The organism is Paenibacillus hodogayensis (assembly GCF_039536325.1).
Lineage (GTDB): Bacteria > Bacillota > Bacilli > Paenibacillales > NBRC-103111 > Paenibacillus_AB > Paenibacillus_AB hodogayensis.
Genome location: NZ_BAAAYO010000010.1, coordinates 977,461 through 997,046 on the forward strand (window position 1 = coordinate 977,461; position 19,586 = coordinate 997,046).

Annotated in this window: 13 protein-coding genes; 4 read left to right on the forward strand and 9 right to left on the reverse strand. The window is 51.2% G+C overall.

Translation table 11 applies throughout. From position 1 onward, the window contains the following. Positions 1-173 precede the first annotated feature (173 nt). The 6 genes from ABD796_RS23130 to ABD796_RS23155 form a co-directional block, all read right to left on the reverse strand. On the reverse strand, positions 174-656 hold the full coding sequence (locus ABD796_RS23130; protein WP_344912327.1) for a hypothetical protein: 483 nt from the start codon (positions 654-656) through the stop codon (positions 174-176). A 369-nt stretch (positions 657-1,025) separates the two neighbouring features. Continuing rightward, positions 1,026-1,835, reverse strand: a complete 810-nt coding sequence (locus ABD796_RS23135; RefSeq protein ID WP_344912329.1) for a hypothetical protein — start codon at positions 1,833-1,835, stop codon at positions 1,026-1,028. Positions 1,836-1,908: 73 nt separating this feature from the next. Further along, the gene (locus ABD796_RS23140) at positions 1,909-7,851 is read right to left on the reverse strand and encodes a polymorphic toxin-type HINT domain-containing protein (RefSeq protein WP_344912331.1); all 5,943 of its coding nucleotides are present in this window, start codon (positions 7,849-7,851) and stop codon (positions 1,909-1,911) included. After that, the gene (locus ABD796_RS23145; protein WP_344912333.1) at positions 7,848-8,711 is read right to left on the reverse strand and encodes a hypothetical protein; all 864 of its coding nucleotides are present in this window, start codon (positions 8,709-8,711) and stop codon (positions 7,848-7,850) included. The genes ABD796_RS23140 and ABD796_RS23145 overlap by 4 nt, the downstream gene beginning before the upstream one ends. A gap of 90 nt (positions 8,712-8,801) precedes the next feature. Beyond that, entirely contained in the window at positions 8,802-11,627 is a 2,826-nt protein-coding gene (locus ABD796_RS23150; RefSeq protein WP_344912335.1) for a glycoside hydrolase family 78 protein, read from the reverse strand. A gap of 198 nt (positions 11,628-11,825) precedes the next feature. Then, positions 11,826-12,416, reverse strand: a complete 591-nt coding sequence (locus tag ABD796_RS23155) for a DUF975 family protein (protein ID WP_344912337.1) — start codon at positions 12,414-12,416, stop codon at positions 11,826-11,828. 237 nt (positions 12,417-12,653) lie between these two features. Here ABD796_RS23155 and ABD796_RS23160 point away from each other — a divergent pair, with 237 nt between their 5' ends. The 4 genes from ABD796_RS23160 (at position 12,654) to ABD796_RS23175 (ending at position 16,555) form a co-directional block, all read left to right on the forward strand. Next, positions 12,654-13,331 (forward strand): response regulator transcription factor, encoded by a 678-nt coding sequence (locus ABD796_RS23160; RefSeq protein ID WP_344912339.1) that lies wholly within the window; start codon positions 12,654-12,656, stop codon positions 13,329-13,331. After that, entirely contained in the window at positions 13,328-14,704 is a 1,377-nt protein-coding gene (locus ABD796_RS23165; protein WP_344912341.1) for a sensor histidine kinase, read from the forward strand. Before ABD796_RS23160 ends, ABD796_RS23165 begins: the two co-directional genes overlap by 4 nt. A 70-nt stretch (positions 14,705-14,774) precedes the next feature. Beyond that, positions 14,775-15,887, forward strand: a complete 1,113-nt coding sequence (locus tag ABD796_RS23170) for an ABC transporter permease (protein WP_344912343.1) — start codon at positions 14,775-14,777, stop codon at positions 15,885-15,887. Then, entirely contained in the window at positions 15,884-16,555 is a 672-nt protein-coding gene (locus ABD796_RS23175; protein ID WP_344912345.1) for an ABC transporter ATP-binding protein, read from the forward strand. Before ABD796_RS23170 ends, ABD796_RS23175 begins: the two co-directional genes overlap by 4 nt. Positions 16,556-16,640: 85 nt before the next feature. Here ABD796_RS23175 and ABD796_RS23180 read toward each other — a convergent pair whose 3' ends face one another. Genes ABD796_RS23180 through ABD796_RS23190 form a run of 3 tightly spaced genes read right to left on the reverse strand, consistent with a single transcriptional unit; the run spans position 16,641 to position 19,544 of the window. Beyond that, the gene (locus tag ABD796_RS23180) at positions 16,641-17,351 is read right to left on the reverse strand and encodes a PIG-L deacetylase family protein (RefSeq protein ID WP_344912346.1); all 711 of its coding nucleotides are present in this window, start codon (positions 17,349-17,351) and stop codon (positions 16,641-16,643) included. 32 nt (positions 17,352-17,383) lie between these two features. Further along, positions 17,384-18,340, reverse strand: coding sequence for a GNAT family N-acetyltransferase (locus ABD796_RS23185; RefSeq protein WP_344912348.1), 957 nt, complete (start codon positions 18,338-18,340; stop codon positions 17,384-17,386). 19 nt (positions 18,341-18,359) lie between these two features. Continuing rightward, positions 18,360-19,544: an exo-beta-N-acetylmuramidase NamZ family protein gene (locus tag ABD796_RS23190; protein WP_344912350.1), complete on the reverse strand. Its 1,185-nt coding sequence runs from the start codon at positions 19,542-19,544 to the stop codon at positions 18,360-18,362. Between the last annotated feature and the right edge of the window lie 42 nt (positions 19,545-19,586).

Genomic DNA, 19,586 nt, shown 5'->3' on the forward strand with positions numbered 1-19,586 from the left:
ACCATCTCGAATCATGACCATAATAAATATCTTATGCCCTCTTCATACGGGCATTACATGGGTTAAGCATATTTTGATTCAACCGCCCGATTCATTCGGCACTGGGTGGGGGTAAAAGAAAAGACCTTGAAGGAAATATTCCTCAAGGTCAATGGCATTACAGGAGTTATAATTTATATTTCGATAAGCATTAATCCATCCAAATATGATTCTAATTTAGATGTATCAAGCCACGGCACTTCATTCTGCCTAACAGTATAGAAGCGTAAAACGACCTCTTCACTGTCATAAGAGAGTATTAGCAGGAACTTCCTACGTCCGTTAAATTGCTTGTAGAGAACAGCCGCCCAAACTTCGAGTGTCTTTATTCCGATGTTTAAAATTGCATCAGGATGAACACCCTCATCAAAAATATCATTTAAGTGAATATGGTTATAATCGGCTTCAAGTGCTGTTCTATCAGGGACGAACTGATTTGGTAAAAAATTATTTGGTAGTTCACCATTTCTAACTTGGCTTAGGAGAACACAACCATCCCATTCAAAAAATTTTGGAAAGATGATGTTCTCTACCCTTGTTAAATCAATGGAGAAATTATCCTTACTGTCAGTCTTCACAGAATCAATGTGTTGTTTCATTTTGGCATTAGTTTTCATCTTCCACCTCATTTTGGTACGTAAGGACTTTCGCCAAGGTATTGTGTAAGTCCTACATTCAGTTTCTTCACAAAATTAGAGTCTTCAAGCATCTTATTAACGCTTTTCGGAGCAAGGCTACCACTGGAATCTACAAACGCCCCTTTTTGAGGGTCAAACAAATATTTCGTGTTATTTGCATCTTGGAAATGAATCTGTCCGGGTCGTTGTCCGGGATTAGGGTTTTCAACGTCTATCCTCGCTTTACTACCATTTTCTTTCCAAATCGTTTTACTAGTGGTTTGAACGTGCGATTCTTTCGGCACTGGGTGGGTGGGGTAAAGAAAAGCCTTGAAGGAAACATAATCCTTCAAGACTAAATGTTAAAAGCTAGTTTTTTATGTAATAACGTGACAAAAAGCATTGTTGTGAATTGGATTTGTTCCCTCTTAGAATTATAAAACTTTCATTCTGTTCGGTCATCTTACTAGCTTTAAGAAATGAATATGGTGGTACTGTATCAATTCTTGCCACTTCCCTTCCTTCTTTAATTGCTTGAATAAACTCCTCATGTACGGATAGAAAAATCCCATCTAGATAAATCACTTCGTGCCCTAACTTACTCGGAATACTCGATGCAATTTTAATATTATTCGTAAAATCAAAATATGCTATTTCATTATTAATTCTGTCCTTATAAGTCAGTTTCTCAGTCCCACCTTCAAGGATTAAATATTTGCTCGATTCATTTAACATTGTGTAGAAGGTTGGATATTCCTTTTCAACTACTGACGTGTCGAGTTCCTGTAGCGAGAACAGGTCGGTATCGATTTTATAATATCCCTTGTTTCCACATAAAAAGAGAACTTCATGCCCTGACCAGAAGTAAATGTTAGATAATCCACACTCATCAATGTCCGCAATAAAGTTTATAGTTTTTTGAAATGCTGTATCTAAATTCAAGTACACAAAAACTTGATTATCGGGACAGTATAAGATGACCTCATTTTTATAAGGATTCTTATAAACTGTGTGAATTAAGATACCTTCAAAAATATCAATAGTGTTGCGCAACTCTAAATCCTTGTTATATAAATTAACTCCTGAATAATTGTTATTAACAATAATAATTCCTTGGTGACACTCAAGGACGTATATATCATTATCCTCAAAAAAACATTCGTTTTGTAGATTTATCATTAATTTTACCCCCACCCATTAGATACTTTAATGTGCAGGATATGGGCAGTCCACACCCTGCACAAAGCACATGTTACTTAACATTTATCTTCTTGTCAGGGTCACGTGTGCCGGGTATAAGTTTTCCCGTTAAAACATCTGCCTCCCCAAGATGATTACCTCTCTTATCATATACTTCTAGATGAGAACCCTCTCCTGTATGGAAAGTATCTCTATGATAATAATTATCACCGTTTTTATAAATTTGTGCACCCTTTACCGGAGAAATTTTTGTTTTTGTGAAAGTTCCGTTGCCTAATGCAGTTTCTTTATCAATCGGAACTCTATTATTTGTAATAAAGTCAGGTGTGCAACTATTATGTGTCCAAATTCCAAGGTTTGAAACAAAATACGTATGGAAGTCCTTAACCTTAAAGTTGTAAACGGTCTTATGTTCCTTCTTAATCTCAATCTTCTCAATAGCCAATTCCTTGCCATCCGAAGTTGTTAGAACTTCGCCCAATACAAGGTTCTTAGATTCCACCCAACCTTTGCCGACAATCCAGAATGGATGCTCATCAGTAGTCGTTATGACTTCATCACCAATAGTAATATTATACGTTTCCTCAACATCACGTTGGAAGAGCCATTCGACTTCTTTGTAAGCCATCTCACTCGTTTCATTATCTTTGGCTAATACTTTGTCACCTACCTCGATTTCCTCGATAGGTTTCTCCCCTTCGTCTGTCAGCACTTTCGTCCCTGCTGTAAAACAATTACATTCTGCAGATGTTTTCAAAGGCACACGAGCTCGTGCCGCTTTTGCACCTCTGCTTAATGCCGCGTTTACGTCTACCATAGACTCCAACAGTTGCGCGAGTTCATATGCGCTCACATTGTCAGCAATATTTACCTGTACCAGTACTCCAATCGCCCATTCGGATCTGCCCATTGAATTCTCATAAGCACTCGTCAATGTTGCTAAGCCGAATAAATAATTGAAATAATTGTTGTCATCATCTTGAAAGATACGCTGATAATAAGCACCGAGTTTAGACCTCGCATCTTGCATATTGTACTCACCATCTCGAGCCATCTCCAACATCAGTTGTAATTCCCGAGGATCGTGCCCGTTAGGATCGGTATACCTCAGCGGATTATTATATACATACGTATACAAATTCAAACTCAGCGGATTCGAGATATCCCCTTCATACGTATCCTTATTAATAAACCGCCCCACGCTCGGATCGTAATATCGGGCACGCAAGTAATAGAAGCCCGTTTCCGGATCGTACGGCTCGCCCGCATACTTGAAGGCATTCGGTACGCCTTCTGCCTGCTGGAGGATATTCCCCCACTCGTCGTACCGGTAGCTATTCACCACCGCACCCGCCGTGTTCATCAGTTGGACGACATCCCCGTGACCGTTGTGCACGTAATAGTAAGACTGGCCGCTCGCCATATCTTTCTTCATCAGCAGACGGTCCGGTCCCCACACATACTGTGCGATCACTTGGTTGTTTGCATCCGACTCCGCTATCACTTGCCCGCTTGCATTATACGTGTACCGCAGCGTTCCGCTCGGTGTCGTTTTCTTGATCCGCAAGCCTTCGCTTTCCGGGCTGTACGTGTAGCCGGTCGTCCCCGTTCCGTCCGTCGCCTGGATCAATTCATTCCACGGACTGTAGGCGAAGCTTCCTTCTCTCAGCGCCATGCTGTCGCCCTGGCTCGTCTTGCGGTTGCCTCTCCCGTCATACGTATACGTGACGATTTGGCCGTCCGGACGGGTCGTCTGGATCAGTCGGTTCAACGCATCATAGACGTAAGCGGTCGTTCCCGCACCATCGGTCACCGCCGTTATGTTCCCGTTTGCATCGTACGCGTAGCTGTAGGAAGAGATCGCCTGGCCGCCCTTGGTGTTCGTTACGCTGGTCAGCCGGCTGATCTTGTCGTACGCGTAGTCCGACTTCATATACGTCCCGTCGCTCAACCGCGGATAGGTGATCGTCTTCAGCGTTCCGTTCGGGTTGTATTCGTATCTCGCGTACTGACTGTCGTCGACTCCCGGATTGGCCGCGCCTCCGTTCGTCTGCACCTTTTCTACCCTTACCTTATCGTACTGGTACGCGGTCGTAAAGCCGTATCCGTTCGTCACTCCCGTCAGCTTCCCGGCGAGATCGAACGCGTTCGTCATGGACAAGGTATGACCGTCGCTCGTTACCGTTTTGCCGGTTAACTGACCGTTCGCCCCGTAAGTATATGCGACCCCTTTGAGCAGATTGCCTCCGGACCATTCCTCCCTCTGCTTCGGCCCGAACGGGTTGTCCTCGTAATACGTCTTGACGCTGTTCGCTCCCACATTTGAGCTCACCTGCCGGTGCAGCGCATCGTAGCCATAGCTGAACGTTTGCTGATTCAGGTCCCGCCTTTGCGACAAGTCCCCGACCGCGTTGTACGTCAGCAGGTCCGCTTGGCTGGCCGCATCGAAGTTCTGCCGGATTCGGCCCAACTCGTCGTACGTCTTGGAGGTCGTGTACGTCTGGCCCGCATCGCTCTGTTTGGTCTCCTTCAGCTTGCCTTGCGTCGTATACGTGTAATCCGTCGCTTGCGATAGCGGATCGGTGATTTTCACCAGACGGTTCAGCTTGTCGTATTGGTAGCTCGTCACCTGGTTTTTCGGATCAGCCATCGTCAGCGCATTGCCGACAAAGTCGTACGTGTAGGCGGCCTGCACCTTGTTGTTGCGGTCCGGCCAACTCGGATATACGGTGCTTGTTGTTAGGCGGCCAAGAGGGTCGTACTGCTTCTCCAGCACGTTCCATTTGACGTTATCGTCCGGGTTCGACGCGTTGGACGACGTTACCATGTACGATGTCGTTTTGCGGCCCAGCAGATCCCGTATCGTCTTATACTGATTGCCATACGGATCGGTCACCTGACCGACTTGGCCCCATCCGTCGTACCCGACGGTTTGGACGTTGTTCTGCGCATCGGCGACATAAATCGGGCGACTCATCGCATCGTAATGATACTGGGCCTCCGTGATCCACTGGCCGCGCTGGTCGTCGTACCGCTGCTGAATGAGCGGGTTGCCGAACCCGTCATAGAACGCTTCCTTCACATCGTATATCGTTACTCCGTTGGTCGAAACATTCCGAACGGACGTGTATGTTTTCACTTTCATCGTCTGAACGTTGGCGTTCGTCGCATCGAATCCGGACGATATTTGGTTCGGAGCGTATTCCGTTTTTGTTTCCACTTCATAGGTTACGCCGTTCAGTCCGTTGAAGGGCGGCTGCTTAACTGCGATCGGGCGTCCCAAAGCGTCGTATTGGTACGTTGTCACCCGTCCGCCCGGAGCTGTCTCGGATTGCAGCAAACCGGTGACTAAGCTGTACGTTCGGCTCGTTTGCATCGTTTGCGGCTGATTATTGTCATCGGTGTAAAATTGCGTGATCTGGGTCGGGAAAGCGTAAATGCCAGTTGGACCATAAACGGTTTCGGTTCGAGCCGTTTTGCCGTTTTCCAGCGTTTGGGTTGCAATTGCTTTTGAAACTTTGCCTTCCGTTGTTAGTTCATAGGTGTAATCTACATATTCGCCGTTCGCGTTAGTCGTTTTTTTGAGACGGCCGGCTAAAAGCTGGGCTGGGGAATCGTAGTACTCCGTCGAATCCGTTAAAGTCGTGCTTGCGGTTTGTTTCCTCTGAATCTGTGAAGGATAATAAAAGATAGAATATTGATAGTTCGTCGTATGATCGGCTTTGATCGCGCTATTGTTGATGTCGTTTAAACTCAATGGCCGCGTTTCGCTAGCCAATCCGCCCCAACTATAGTAGAGTCGGTCCACGTATAACGGATCGAGCGACGCATTCGCGCTGTTCTTGTCCAAATACTTCGTTCGCGTCGGCTTGTACTTGTATTTGTTGTCGAACGTTTCGTTTGTCGTACTTTGTATTTCGCCATTGGGCGCTCTGCTCTCCGCACTGACCGGTTGCCCTTCGCCGTTGAACAAAGCTTGCGTCTGAATCAGATTTCCGGCAAACGTCTTGGAGCTATGCGGAAATGAAGCATATGGATACCCGGAATAATCGCGCACATACGAATATCCGACCTGATTTTTGCCCAAATGATTATAAATCTCCAGCTCCGACACCGTTACGCTTGTGTAAGGGGGCAAATTCACGATAATTTTAATAAATCTGGCATTCCCTTGAAGCCCCCGAATATCTTCGGCGTACATTTCATTATAGTAGCTATCGACACCCATCCCCGCGTATAAATGGGTCCAGTTCATTGCGTCGTTCGATACTTGAATGGTGTATCTGCCCTTGTTCGCCCAACGAAGCACGACTTCGTTAAACGGTTGCACCGATCCCAAGTCCACATAAATCCATTCTTCTGAATTTCTCATTGATTCCCATGCAGTCCTCGAATCTCCATCTACGGCATAATGTCCGTAGTATACATGGGTCTCTTCGGGCTCGCCGTCGCCACCGCTTACATGCGTAGAGTAGGAAGAGACTTGCACCGGTTTGTTGAGAGCCAAATTTGTTTTTGGAATACTCGGAATGGCGCTCCCCACTCGATTTAAATCGTAGCGTTCCGTGACACGAAATGCTTCCATGACGCCGCTCGTACCCAAATTCCGTAAGGCTGTTTCATAGTCGTAAAAAGCAACGCTGTGCGGATAGATAATCTTTTTGAGGAGCTGTGTGTATACGGAAGCTGAGTTTTGGTCGGGAACGTTCTTCGTCTGATACTGAAATCGTTGCGCCCTGGTTTCGTATTCGTAATAAGTTGCCGTCGTTTCCGGGGTATTGGGCGCTATTATAGCGGAGTATAAATAGGGCTCATAACGACCGTCGATTGAATGACGCTTCTTGCTGTAGACAACACCGGTTTGCATTCCGGGCTCGTTCGGATGGGTAACGGTAACGGTGACGTTATCTTCCGTAAAAGAGGCGTTATCGATCGTGTTGTCATACGTAAACTGGATAATCCTCCCTATGCTGTCCGTTATTTTACTGATGTACGGGTAAGCAGTCCCGTTTACATATCGCATCGTATGTGTGAACTTAATTTCGTTGCCGAAACGGTCCTTAATCCCCAGTATACGCCCATCTTGCGCAAAATACGTTTTTCGGTTATCGCTATCCGTAAACACGTATTGGGCCTCGGCCTGTCCGTTCGAATAGGAGCCTCCCGATGCAATATCGAATCTCACATTATCTCGCGGATATCCTTGAATATTGCTGTCGTCGGCTGGAGTAAAAAATATGCGGTACGACGCACCGGAACCGTCATGGAAATGCAACTCCTTCCCGTCATCGGGTTCCGTCCGGATGATTTGCACGGAGGGAATACCCAAAGACCACCCGGCTCCCAAATCGTATCTGGAACGTTGATAGCTCGTCTTCTCGGCGGTACTGGCCCAGGTAAAATTTCGACGGTAGATTGAAAGCGGAGCCCGGATGTAATCATGAGACAGCTCGTCCCAATACAGGGAGCCGTCGGTTTCCCTCAAACGGCATGTATAATTGGTATACGCAGTAGCATTACTCGTGCAACTTGCTATCGCCTCCGCTTCCGTGCGAAAGTATATGCTCAAATATTGATAAGGGCCGGATCCGGAGTTCGTATAATACTCTAATATATAAAACCAGTAGTAAGAGTCCTTATAGTAATTGGTACTCGAGCTAGTATCGCTAAATGCCGACTTCATCTCCCCCATTTGGGCTTGATTGGAGTTATAATGTCGAGTTAGGGAGAAATCCAATCCGTCTCGGCCGGGGAGAACCAGGTCCGTTACATTGATCGATAACGAGCCGCTTTGCGGATCGACCGCTTCCTGGCTATTGTATCGGTCGGCATATTGGGCTTTGTTGCTTTCGTTGATTGCAAGGGGCATCTCCATGCCGTTCATTCGCAAACTCCATCCGCTAATATCGACCGCGGCATATGCAGGGGAATGAAAGCATGCGAGCAAGACAAGACATAGCAGGGATGTTTGGAATAGGCGCATTATTTTGCTCATGGCAATTCTTTTCCTTTCTTATCTGCTGCTGTGTCTAACGCTCCTTGTCGTTTCTGCTGTGATATTCTCATCTTATCCAACGTATCGGCCAAGGAATATTCCGAGGATTGCTCCATCTTGGCCAGCTTCTCGTCGGTTAATCGGAGTATCTTTACCTCTTCGTCCGTTAAGCCGTATTTATCCATCACCGGCTTGGATACCTCACCGTAGAAACGGTTCTCCTTGAACATTTCCGAGACAGCCTCTTTTCCTTTGGACCGGTAACGTCTTAGCGCTTCGTTCATATCGGGGACTAAGTATTCGTTAACAAGTGTCAGTAACGAGAGCTGATCCCCCAAAGGCAGATCGGCCCCTTCCAATCGTTTGGCAGCTTCGGGATTGTTGTTTTTCAGCGTTTCGACCAGAGGGCCGTACTTGGCCGCTTGCAATTGATTCTCCACGGAAAGCCAGTCCGATTTTTTCTTATTGTCCAGAAGAACGATCGGATCTGCATCCCAAATATTCGCAAGTTCATCGGCTTTTAAAATGTCTTGCATCGAGAAACCTTCTTCGAGCAGTTGATCCGCTTGTTCGCTCGTAAAATTGTATTTATCGACAGGGATGTTCGGATCGCTGACTTTCGCTTGACTTGGATTGTTTTCAGGAAGGTCGATCGATGCGACACTCTTTTGGGTTGTAAGTATTAATTCTTTTTGGGGTTCCGGTGGAGCGATTGGAACCGTTTGACTGTTCCCGGGTACAAATGTGTTGATGATCGGCTCCAACAAACCATTTGCAAAGCCGGATGAAACCGTATAAAAGCTGGGCAAGACCATACCAGCGAGGATACATAAGGAAATCCACTTCCGTTGTCGTTTCAAAGTTCGCAACCTCCCGATTTAAACTCTCTGCGTTACGTTATAAAATCAGATTCTATAAAACTGCGATAATGCTGCGGTCGTTTTTGCTTGTCAATGGATTGCCGTACCTATCAAGTTCCCATTGGCGTCATATTGATAATCCAAGGTTTGTCCATTAGGCAAGATGATGTAATCGAGCTTGCCTGCCATGTCGTAATAACTCCCTTGGGAACCGAACCCTACCTGCAACGGTCTACTTGGAGCGGAAACGTTGCCCGCTACGTCTCTCGCTTTTACGGTAAACGAATAAAGCGCTCCTTGAGATAAACCCGTTGCTGTATAGGCCGTAGACGCGCTTGTACCGATTAAAGAGGACCCGTTGTATATTTCGTATCCGGATACTCCGATATCGTCTGTCGACGGGGACCAAGCCAATGTAACACTGCTGCCGGTTCTGCCTGTTATCCAAACGTTCGCTGGAACGGTGGGGGGGCCTGCATCCAAATTCGGTATCGAAATGTTGCTGCGATAAGCCCAGTCGGACCACTCCATCTCGTCCTTGACACGAATTGCGAAACTCCAATTGCCAAGAGCCAAAGGAGCAGTTACGTAACTGGACGATGAAGCTTGAATTTCGCCAGAGTTATACGACCAACTAGCCCAGTTGTCCCTTGTACCTACAACCTGAAAAGCGGATTGGGTTTGTCCGTCAGGATCGTTATACGCCCAAGTAAAGGTCATTACGTTGTTGTATAAGGTTTGGTTATCGGTATAAGAAGTCAGGTATAAGGACGGCAGCAGGTTCGTTTGCATATACCGGGCTTCCGAAAATGGCGACTCCAGGCCAAAGCTGTCTTTCGTCCTGACCAGCCAGTAATACACATGCCCGCGCTCCATAACGTTCGGGGGAACGGCATAAACGTTGGTACCGGAGTATACCCATCCCGAATCATGAACCGCCACATTACTGGAGTGGTAAACAACTACCTGGAAAGCAGACTGACTATCGCCGGGATCCGGGTCGGAAAAGATCCATTGCAGCGCTGGAGTTACGCCGGGAATCCTGGCGGGAGCGGAGAGCCAGGGGGTACCCGGCGTCAAATTCGACGGCGCATTGGGAGCCCGGTTGGCCAGAATCGTAAAAGGCCCGTCCGAAACGTTCCAATCTCCGAAATAGACGCCGTCAAATGCCCGAATGCGCATAAAGCTCGTAGTAGTTGCCGTTGCCCCGGAAAAATTATAGAGATACGAAGTTGTACCCGGAGCGGTTAGCGGGACAAGATCCATCCATGGCCCGCCGTTCGAAGAGATTTGAATTTGATACTGTAGATTCCATTGCGGTGTATCCTCATCGACGGCAGGCACCCATGAAATCGTATAGAGCGAATTTAAAGTTTCGCCGCCGTTCGGAGTGACAAGTGCCGGCCTGGATGGACGCGCCGTATAGTTGACGTGAAGTTGGGCGTAGTAACCCATATAGATTTGCATAGTAGGAGAGTAATTATAATCATGCCAAATTTCTCTGACAGCAAATCCATAGTCCACACCAGAATCTTTTATATCTTTGATCGCTTTTGAAACATCCCATACCAATGGCTGAGAACTTGCTTGAGCGGAACGGTTAACATAGGGTATATCATTGTTCGAATACCATTGAATTCCCGGAACGGGATTACTTTTATCGTTACTACTTGATGGCTCGTTCCAATCCTGCAAAGCTTTCCCGGCTTGCAAACTTACGCTGTAACCGTAGCTTTCGTCATCCGAAGTATTAAAATCCGCTCCCAAATAAATGTCAGTTTTGAATACTGCCTGCAACCAACCATAGTTTGACGAAATAGAGCTTAAGTCGAATTTATATAAAGCGCCTCCATTGATACTGCAACTATTGGTATAGTAGTATGTGTACTGATCGTTTGAAATATAGAAGCTTCCATTTGCAAGATTGTAACTGATACATCCATCCTTCATCGGAGGGCTCAAAATAACGGTTGGATCGATTACAACCGGAAACTTTAATCCTGACACATCCGCCTCTATGTCCAAGTACAAGTTGTTCTTCTCCGTTCTTAACGACTGCGCCACATCGCGGTATTTCCCATCCGCGTCCACGAGCCAGGCCGGCTGCACAGCGAATTCACGGGTACGCAGCGAATCGCCCAGCGGTCCACCCACTTCAAAGCTGAATTTATGGGGGGCGTCCTGGTTTTTGAGTACGATCGTCTCTTTGATCCCATTATCAACCACTTGCAAAATCGCATCCGTGCTGTTCCACGCGTTTGAATAAAGAAGTCCCGACTTCCCGTACACCATACCCGTTACGTTAGAGGCGCCAACCGGCTTGAAGGCTAACGTTTCCTCGTTTTTAGAGATGGAATATCCGCTGCTGAACCGTTTAGGCAAAGTGGTGTCGAACGGAACTTGCAGCGCTTTAAATTCGCTCTCAAACAAAGGCTGGCCGGCCATTCGTTTCGCTTGATTTTGTGACATTATACTGCGCACTGACCGGGCATTCGCCTTGGAAAGCGGCACGTAAACCGAAGCAAGAACGGACTCTTCGTAGATGGCCGTGTCGATGTCGTACAAGTTGCCATCCTCCGCTTCGTAGTGCTGATCGATCATGGAGATGACGGCCTTGTAAGTCCCGTCTTTCATCAGGAAGTGCTTGCTGACGGGAGTACGCTTCGCTACAAGCTCCCCATCGATATTCGGATCGAGCTTGTCCCATTTCTTTCGCTGTTCGCCATCGACCGCCCTATACACTTGTTCCGTAACGCCGATACGCTGCTCTGCACCGTATACCGCTCGGTTGACGGATGGCTGCGCACTTGTCTCGGCGTCGGCCGCGTGGGCGACCTGCAAGAAAGGCAGCGGTAAAGCCTCAAATAAGAGTACAGCCAGTAAAGCCCAAACCATTCGCTTGTAAAGCCTTCTCAACCTTATCCCTCCACCAATTTCAAAATTTCGACATTCAAACCAAGTATAGGAGCAAACAAAAACACAGTAAAGCATTTTATTTCCTTAGATTCCAATATATTATTTTCATGAAAAAGAGCCCTGCAGATCCCAGATCCGCAAGGCTCTTCCCTATCATTGGATGTACTCTATCTTGGCTGTCCTACCACCTATCCCTTCTTACCTTGCCGCCCCGTTCCTGGCTTTCAAATCCTCATAGAACGCCGCCTGGGTGGCGAGCATGTACGGATACAGCCAAATGTAGCCCAGGCCAAACGGGATGGCCGCGAGAATCGCCCAGCCGATAAAGGTCAAGTACAGCACGAACAGCCGCCCTTTATGGCCGACCATCCATTCCTTGCTTTGCCGGATCGCTTCCATCGGTTCGAGGTTCGGATTGTCGCGCAAAATGTAGAACGCCTGCGAATAGCGCAGCGCCGCTATAATGCCGGGCACGATCAACAGCAGCGTCCAGAGGAAGGTGAAAATCTGGATGAGCAGATAGAGCACGAAAGCGACGCCAAACCGGTCGAACGATTGAAACAGCAGCCCGACCTCCGGCTTCTCGCTGCGGACCAGCTTCACGAAGTAGGCGAGCAATCCGAGCGTAAGCGGTCCCCCCAGCAGTAAGACGGCCAATCCTCCGACATACGGTATGTACGAAAGCACTCCGATGATGATGGCAAACAGCAGCGTAATGCCTATCGCGGGCAGCCAATTCCCGCTTAAACTTCTCCTTGCAGTCGCACGCAGCTCGGCACTGGTCGGCATCGGTACGATTCCTCCATATTCGGGTATTGGTCGCGCTCGGACCCCCGGCCGCTTGCAACGGACTCGGTCCGGGCCGTCCGGCAACTCCTTTGGAGTATATTCGTACCGCATTGTCCCATATGCCTGTTTGCGCCTTCCCGGTCCGCTTTTCCTCTCTTCTTTTCCTCCCCGTTTTTCCTTCGCTGCTCTTTTTTGGTACGATGGGTGCATACGAAGGCGATCACGGAGGGGTAAGCATTGAAGAAACTATTGGTAAGCGACGATGACGTCCATATCCGCACGCTGCTAAAGCATGTATTGACGCGGGAAGGTTACATGGTGCTGGAGGCGGCGGACGGTCTCGCGGCGATGCGGATGCTGCAGGAACAGCGGATCGACCTGGCCGTTGTGGATGTGATGATGCCGCATATGGACGGTTTGGATCTGTGCCAGCATATCCGGGAAACGTACGACATTCCGATTATTTTATTGACGGCCCGGCAGCAGCTGAGCGATAAGGAACAAGGTTACCTGCGAGGAACGGACGATTACTTGACCAAGCCTTTCGAGCCGGAGGAACTGTTGTTCCGCATCAAGGCGCTGTTCCGCCGCTATTCGGTCGTCTCCCAAGATAAAATCGGGTTGAATTCGCTTGTCATCGACCGCAAAAATTATGAGATACACGACGGGAACGAAACGCTGCTGCTTCCGGTGAAGGAATTCGAGCTGCTGGCCCAGCTGGCTCAATACCCGGGGAGGCTTTTTTCCCGCAGCGAATTGATCGAGCTGATCTGGGGCGCCGATTACGAAGGGGATGAACGTACGGTGGACGTGCACATTAAACGGCTGCGCGAGCGCTTTGCCTCCTACCGGGAAGATTTCGCGATTCGTACGGTTCGCGGAATCGGCTACAAATTGGAGATGGTCGGCCTATGAAATCGCTCTATGCCAGCATGTGCCTGATCTTCTGCTCGGTTATTATCGTCAGCAGCCTGCTCGGTTTTCTGGTGTCCAACCTGTATTACCAAGTCCGGATCAAGCCGCAAAACGATGCGAAGCTTACCGGCATGGCGCACCAAATACAAACTTTTCTGGAGGCGCATCCGGATAGCTGGGAATCGTACTTGACGAGCACGGCGGCTTTGGGCTACCGGATTTATATAACCGACGAAAGCGGCCGCGAACACATCTACGGCACGCCGTTCCGGGTCATGGACCTGGAGCCGCCGCATATTCGCACCGTCTTGGACGGCCAGGTGTATCACGGAGTCGCGGAATTTCCGAGCAAGCCGTTCATTACCGGTTTTTTTGATAATCAATTGCGCAATTCCGTCGGCGTGCCTGTCCGTATGCAAGAGCGGAATTACGCATTGTTTTTGCGCCCGGACGCGCAGATTCAGTTTGGCGAGCTGCGCATCTTTTTTTCGCTGATTCTCGGCTTGGCGATACTTTTCAGTCTGGGCTTTGTCGTGATCGGCGCGCTCTACATCGTTCGGCCGATCAATCGCCTCGCAGAAGCGACCAAGCGGATTTCCGAAGGTAGATACGATATCCGGCTGAATGTCGGGCGCCGCGATCAGATCGGGCAGCTGGCCTCCCGCTTTATGACGATGAGCCGGGAGCTCGAACGGACGAACCGGGCCAGACAGGAGTTTGTCGCCAACGTTTCCCATGAGATCGAATCCCCGTTAACCTCGATTCAGGGATTCGCCAACGCGCTGAAGGACCCCTCCCTGCCGGAAAGGATGCGGCTGGAGTACCTCTCGATCATCGACGGGGAAAGCCGGCGTCTGTCCCTGCTCAGCAAGCAGCTGCTCACCTTGTCTTCGCTGGATTACGACCCCGAGGCTTTGCAGAGCGACACGTTCGATCTGCGCGTCCAACTGCGCCAGGCCGTGCAGAGCTTCGAATGGAGGCTGACCGAGAAGCAGTTGGCCGTCCGCTTGAATCTGGAGCCAATTACGATAAGGGGAGACTCCAATTTGCTGTACCAAGTATGGCTCAACCTGCTGTCCAATGCGGTTAAATATACGGCTCCGGGCGGTTCGGTATCCATTGCTTCAAGATTGGTCGGCGAGACATGTACGGTGACGGTAACGGACACCGGCGAGGGAATTCCGGCCGAGGAGCTGCCGCTGATTTTTGACCGGTTCCACAAGGTCGACCGCGCCCGCACGCATGAGTCGCACAGCAGCGGCCTGGGACTGGCGATCGTGCAAAAGATTATTAAAGCGCATAACGGCACGATAGACGTGAAGAGCACGGTCTGGGAAGGGACGGCCTTTACCGTTACGCTTCCGCTTTTGTAATGTATTATTCATACTCCGTTCATTTTCGCTTCCTACACTAAGAGCAGTTCGATGCGAAAGGAGCGGTGTTATGTTTTTAGCCTTAAGGGAAATGCGATATTCCAAAGCCAGATACATGCTCATTCTGGTCATTATGCTGCTGGTTTCCTTCCTGGTTCTGTTCGTAACCGGACTGGCGAAGGGATTGGCCTATGCGAATATTTCGGCGGTGAGCCATATGCCGGCTTCTTATTTCGCCGTTCAGCCGGATGCCGATCACCTGTTCAGGCGCTCCCAGCTTGGAGAGCAGGATCTCGCGGCAGTCCGGGGGATCGTCGGGGACGGGAAGGCGACTCCGCTCGCCATTCAGACGAGCACCGTTACGGCGGAAGCCGGCGACGCAGGAAAGAAGGCGGACGTTACCTTTTTTGCCGTCGATATGAAGGGCTTGCTCGCCCCCAAGGTCGTGACGGGCGAAGGCATTACCAATGAGACGCGCGGGAGTGTAGTCGCGGACGAAAGCCTGAAGCGTTCGGGATTTGCAATCGGGAGCACGATTCGCGATCAGGCGACGGGGACAAGCTTGAAGGTGGTCGGTTTTGTGCGGGACAGCTCGTACAGTCATACTCCCGTCATTTACATGAACCGGCAGGATTGGCAGGAGATGAAGCAGGGCGGTCTTTCCACGAAGAATGCAACGTTCAATGTCATGGCGCTGCAGATCAACGCCGACCAGGCTGCCGAGCTGTCGGGCAAGCTGGACCGCGTGGAGATTATTACGCAGAAGCAAGCCGTATCCGGCATTCCCGGCTATTCCGAAGAGCAGGGCTCGCTCCTGATGATGATCGTGTTCCTGTTCGTCATCGCCGCCTTCGTCCTGGCCGTATTCTTCTATGTGATTACGATTCAGAAGACGACCCAGTTCGGCATTCTCAAGGCGATGGGCACCCGCATGTCTTATCTCGGCTGGAGCGTAATCGGGCAGGTGACGATCTTGTCGGTTGTCAGTCTGGCCGCCAGCCTGCTGCTTGTGCTTGGGATGAGCATGGCGCTACCGGAGTCGATGCCATTCCGGCTCGAACCGCTTACGATTGCGGGAACAAGCGTGCTGTTCGTGGCCATGTCGTTAGTCGGGTCGCTCATTTCGGTGGCGCGGGTAGCCAGAATCGATGCCTTGGAAGCGATAGGGAGGGCTCACGCATGATGGCGAAGCTGGTGATGAAGCAGGTTACGAAAACGTACGGTGACGGAGCTGCTACGATGTCCGTGCTGAATCGTTTGGATTTGGAAGTTCAGGGGGGAGAGTTCGTCGCCGTTCTCGGCCCTTCGGGTTCGGGCAAAAGCACCTTTTTGTCCACGGCAGGCGCTCTGCTCACGCCGACCAGCGGCGAAGTGTTCATTGACGGGGAATCGTTGAAAGACAAAAGCAAGGAAGAGTTGACGATGCTGCGGCTGGAGAAAATCGGCTTCATGTTCCAAAGCGCGCAGCTGCTGCCCTATCTGAAGGTGGAGGAACAGCTTCTCTACGTCGCCAGACTCGCGAAGATGGGCGCGAAGGACGCCGCGCAACGGGCGGCCAATCTGCTGAAGCGGCTTGGCATCTGGGAGCGGAGAGGCTATTATCCGGATCGTCTCTCCGGAGGAGAGAAGCAGCGGGTGGCGATTGCCAGAGCCTGGATGAACAAGCCGGCCATCCTGTTCGCCGACGAGCCGACCGCCAGCCTCGACTACCGGCGCGGCCAGGAGGTCGTCCGCATGATCGCCGATGAAGTAAAGAATGAAGGCAAAGCGGCGGTGATGGTCACCCATGACGAAAGAATGCTGGAATGGTGCGATCGCGTATTGCGCTTGGAGGACGGAAAGCTCGTTTGAAGCATTGACCGTTCCAGGCGGCTCCTAGTGCAAGCCTGCCGCTTGGAACGGTCGGCAAACGATGGTCTGCGACTCAATAGCTAAACTATTCGAACCACTGAAGCCGCTTGTTCAGCCCTCCGCGCGGCACCATAAAGCCCTGCGCCCGCTTGAAGTAGACCGGAGCGCCGCGGACGACGGTCAGCGCCTTGTAGTAGTCGATGTACGGGAAGCCGTACGTCTCACCGCGCGCGAACGCATAGACGCTAAGCGCCTTGATCCACGCCTCGAACGCTTCCTCCGGGATGTCAACGAACACCTCCGGCACAAACTCGTGCATATCTTCCCAGTTTTCCGAGAAGTACAGTTTTTTGGCATAATGGCCGGGCAGCTCGCGTTCGATCTGCTTCAGGGCGGCATAGAAATGCGCGTCCTCCACGATCGCATGCGTATTGGCATGATCCTTATGAATGCTATGCTTCCAGTGCGTAATGATAATGTCCGGCTTCACTTCGCGGATGACGTCGGCCACTTCGTATTTAATCTGATCGTTGACCGGAATTTCCGCATCCTTGTATTGCAAATAACGCACGTCGGCGCCGAGAATCTCCGCCGCTTTGTACGATTCTTCGATCTTCTGCTTGGCGTAATCGTCGGGCGACAGGCGCGGATGGCCCTTTTCCCCCGGACTTAAATGAAGGAACGTCGCTTTATGGCCCGCCTGCGTATATTTGGCGATCGTCGCCCCGGCCGTCAGCTCCTGATCGCCGGCATGCGCGCTGATCGCGAGAATGTGATGCTTCGGTTGTTCGGACATAAGTGGATTCCCTCCGATATGTGGTACGCCGGTTACAGCGTTTTTTTGCAGACGTGAAAGCGCCGCGTAATGGCAAAGCCGAGCTTCTTGTACAAATGGCCGGCCGTCGTCGTTTCCCCGGTCCACAGGAACCAGGCTCCGTGCAGCCCTTGCGCCCGCATATTCGCAAGACAGTCGTGCAGCAAAATTTTCCCGAGCCCTTTGCCTTGCTGCGACGGATCGACGCCGAACGGTCCGAATCTTTCGCGGATGCCCTCATAGCCGCCGTGCATGCAAAACCCGACCAGCTTGCCCTGCCCGTCGCGGGCGATATGAATGGCGGTCAAGGGCAGTCCGCGCAGCAGGCCTTCCCGCATCGCCCGGCCCCAATCCGGATTGAAGGCGTCGGTGGCGAAGCGGATCACTTCGACGAGATCCCGATCCTCCGCAAGCGTAAAAACATAGCCTTCGTTCTCTCTTTCCCGCTTCAGCGCCTTGACATCCTCCGGCACCGAATAGCGCACGAGCGAATAATCCATCGCAACCGGGGAATATTGACGATTGAAGCCGTGCTTCAACAGGAAGGCATAGCCTTCCGGGTAGCTTTCCTCGTCTACGCCGGGCACGAAATAGTTCGGGGCATAGGAAGAAAAAAACACCTGCGTGCGCCCCTCGTCGCGCAAAAAAGCGAACGCCTCTTCAAGAAGCCGCGAGCCGATTCCTTGCCGTCGCCGGTCCGGCGCTACGCCGAAGGCGGTAATCCAGCCGTTATCCGGCTCCAGCTCTGTGCCGTGCATCGGCAGCACTCTTCTCAAGCTGTATACGAATCCGACTAGGCGGTCGTCTTCGAAGGCGAGCCGCAGTCCTTGCGGATCGAAGTTGGCATCGAGCAGCACCATATTGCGGAACCGGAGCGGTGTAACCGGATCGTGATGCAGGCTTTCGTTCCACAGCTCGACGATCGCCCGTTCGTCGCCCGATTCGTAATGCCGATAAACGCGTTCAGCCATATGCTTATTCCCCTTTGCGCTAGTGTTCGTACAGCAGGTAAGGCTCGCGGGTTTTGGACCAGGCGGCCGCCTCCCGTTCCCATTCGCCGGCAATCCGCTCGGCATCGGCCGGACCGCGGAGCGTATCCGGCACCGTATCGCTGCCGGTCAGCAGCTGGATAAACGACTTGGACCCTTCCTTGAACGGCGGCAGCCAGGCAAAATGGTCCGGATGCAGCTCCCGGATATGCGCAAGCAGGTACAGCCCCGAGCGGACCGCCTCATAAATACCCGGCTCCCGCACATACAACTGGACGCCTCCGCACAGCTCGCCCTTATGCTTGGAAAACATCGGCGTAAAATAAACCGGCTGGAACTTGACACCCGGCAGCCCCTGCCGGTTCATGGCCTCGGCCACGGCCCGCCCGTCCAGCCAAGGGGCGCCGATCATTTCGAACGGCCGGGTCGTCCCGCGTCCTTCGGACAAGTTCGTCCCCTCGAACAAACAAGTGCCGGAATAGACGCGGACCGTATCCATCGTCGGCATATTAGGCGACGGCATTACCCACGGCAGTCCCGTCGCGGGATACTCCATATCTCGCCGCCATCCTTCCAAAGGAACGACCTGCAGCGCGCATGGAACCGCGGATTGATCGTTCGCCAGTCTGGCAAACTCGCCGATCGTCATCCCGGTGCGGAACGGCACTTGCCAGCAGCCGACCATTGACTGGAAGCCGTCGCGCAGCACGCCGCCCTCGACCGTCAGTCCGCCGAGCGGATTGGGCCGGTCCAGCACAATCAGCTCCTTGTTCGCCTTGGCGCAAGCTTGCATCGTGTAAAGTAAGGTCGTCAAATACGTATAGAAGCGTACGCCCAGATCCTGAATGTCGAACACGATCGCATCGACCGTATCCAGCATTTCCGGCGTCGGCGCCCGATGCTTGCCGTAAAGGCTGTATACCGGAATGCCCAGAGCCGGGTCCGTTTCGTCCTCGAACAGGAGTCCGGCCTGCCGCTCGCCACGAATGCCGTGCTCGCAAGCGAACAGCGCCGTCAGCTTGCCCGCGGTTTGCTCCGCGCACACATCCAGCGTCGAGCGGAAATCCCGCGTAATCCCCGTCGGATTCGTCAGCAGACCGATCCGCTTGCCGCCCAAGTAGGCCTCCGCCTCCCGGGCCAGCCGATCCGCGCCGGAAAGCACCGTAGACGGTTTTCCATTAGCCAAGATTCATCCCTCCCTTTACTCAGCCCCATTATAGCACTATGA